At 59.5% G+C, this 2,329-nt stretch carries 2 protein-coding genes; both read left to right on the top strand.

What is annotated here, in order from left to right; translation table 11 throughout:
* Window positions 1–145 precede the first annotated feature (145 nt).
* The gene (gene tkt / locus VJ651_RS13730; RefSeq protein WP_324107989.1) at window positions 146–2,140 is read left to right on the top strand and encodes a transketolase; all 1,995 of its coding nucleotides are present in this window, start codon (window positions 146–148) and stop codon (window positions 2,138–2,140) included.
* 19 nt (window positions 2,141–2,159) lie between these two features.
* On the top strand, window positions 2,160–2,329 hold a 170-nt coding region (locus tag VJ651_RS13725), incomplete at its 3' end, for a glyceraldehyde 3-phosphate dehydrogenase NAD-binding domain-containing protein (RefSeq protein ID WP_324107990.1).

The following is a 2,329-nucleotide window of genomic DNA, read 5'->3' as shown; positions in this document are numbered from 1 at the left end:
GCTGGCATGTCGTCCTTGTTAGCAAAAGTCAATCCCCGATTTTAATTCCGCGCGGTTCAGTCTGGTAAAATACCGGGCTTTGCACCCTCTGGTTCCAAGCCGGACCGGAGTCGGCACCAAGACCCGCCACACACCTTGATTTGACATGACTCCCACTCTCCCGACCGACAAGATGGCCAACGCAATCCGCGCCTTGGCAATGGACGCAGTACAGAAGGCGAACTCGGGCCATCCCGGCATGCCCATGGGCATGGCGGAAATCGCCGTCGCGCTATGGACCCGGCACTATCGCCACAACCCGACCAATCCGCACTGGATCAATCGCGACCGTTTCATTGTCTCCAACGGCCATGGCTCCATGCTGCATTATGCGCTGCTGCACCTGAGCGGTTACGACCTGCCGATGGAAGAGATCAAGAATTTCCGTCAACTGCATTCCAAGACCGCCGGCCATCCGGAAGTGCATGTAACGCCGGGCGTCGAGACCACCACCGGTCCGCTCGGCCAAGGCCTGACCAACGCGGTCGGCATGGCGCTCGCGGAACGCCTGCTCGCCGCCGAATTCAACAAGCCAGGCTTCAATATCGTCGATCACCACACTTATACCTTTGTTGGCGATGGTTGCCTGATGGAAGGCATTTCGCATGAGGCGTGCTCGCTGGCAGGCGCCTTGCGCCTGAACAAGCTGGTTGTGTTGTACGACGACAATGGGATTTCGATCGACGGCCATGTGGAAGGCTGGTTCATCGACGATACCCCGAAGCGCTTCGAAGCCTACAACTGGAACGTCATCCGCAACGTGGATGGCCACGACGTTGCCGCTGTGGACGCCGCCATTGCTGCCGCAAAGAAATCCGACAAGCCGACCCTGATCTGCTGCAAGACCGTGATCGGCAAAGGCAGCCCCAACAAGGCTGGCACACATGACGTGCACGGCGCAGCCCTGGGCGACAAGGAAATTGCCGCCACCCGCGCAGCGCTCGGCTGGGACTTCCAAGCCTTCGAAATTCCCGCCGATGTCTATGCGGCATGGGATGCCAAGACGTCCGGCCAGAAGCTCGAAGGCGAGTGGAGCGAATTGTTCAAGGCCTATGACGAGCGCTATCCGCAGGAAGCGGGCGAACTGTTGCGCCGCATGAAGGGAGAGTTGCCGGGCAAGCTGAACGATGCGATCGACGCCTACATCGCAACATGCGTCGAAAAGAAAGAAAACATCGCGACCCGCAAGGCCAGCCAGAATGCCATTCAGGCACTGGCTCCGGTCCTGCCGGAATTCCTCGGCGGGTCGGCCGACCTGACCGGTTCCAACCTGACCAACTGGAAAGAATGCGTTGCGGTGCGTGCCGACCATGCGGGCAACCACATCAACTACGGTGTTCGCGAATTCGGCATGAGCGCCGTCATGAATGGTATTGCCTTGCACGGCGGCTACATCCCGTTCGGCGGCACCTTCCTGACGTTCTCCGACTACAGCCGCAATGCGCTTCGCATGGCGGCGCTGATGAAGATCCGTTCGATTTTCGTCTTTACGCACGACTCGATCGGCCTGGGCGAGGACGGCCCGACGCACCAATCGATCGAGCATGTGTCCAGCCTGCGCCTGATTCCGAACCTGGAGAACTGGCGTCCTTGCGACACGGTCGAATCTGCAATCGCATGGAAACATGCCGTCGCGCGCCGTCATGGCCCGACCACATTGATTTTCTCGCGCCAGAACCTGCCGTACATGGAGCGCACGCCGGAACAAATTCTTGCCATCAACCGTGGCGGTTATGTTTTGCGCGATGCGCCGGACGCCAAGGCCGTGCTGATCGCAACCGGCTCCGAAGTCGAGCTGGTAGTGAAGGCGGCTGACGAACTGGCCAAGCAGGGCACGCCGGTGCGCGTGGTTTCCATGCCGTGCACGGATTTGTTCGACCGCCAGGATGCCGCCTACAAGCAAAGCGTCCTGCCGAAAGGCTTGCCGCGTGTTGCGGTGGAAGCCGGCGTTACGGACTTTTGGTACAAGTACGTCGGCCTGGAAGGCGCCGTGGTGGGTATCGACACCTTCGGCGAGTCCGCACCGGCGGGAGTTCTGTTCAAGCACTTCGGCTTCACGACTGAAAACGTGATCGCCAAAGTGAAATCGGTTTTAGCTTAATTACGTTCAGGAGAAAACCATGACCATTCGCGTCGCAATCAACGGCTACGGCCGCATCGGCCGCAACATTCTTCGTGCGCATTACGAAGGCGGCAAGAAGAATGACATCCAGATCGTTGCCATCAACGACCTCGGCAATGCCCAATCGAACGCCCACCTGACCCGCTACGACACCGCGCACGGCAAGTT

The organism is Noviherbaspirillum sp., assembly GCF_035254865.1.
Classification (GTDB): domain Bacteria; phylum Pseudomonadota; class Gammaproteobacteria; order Burkholderiales; family Burkholderiaceae_D; genus Noviherbaspirillum.
This window is presented reverse-complemented; position numbering and strand designations above follow the sequence as displayed.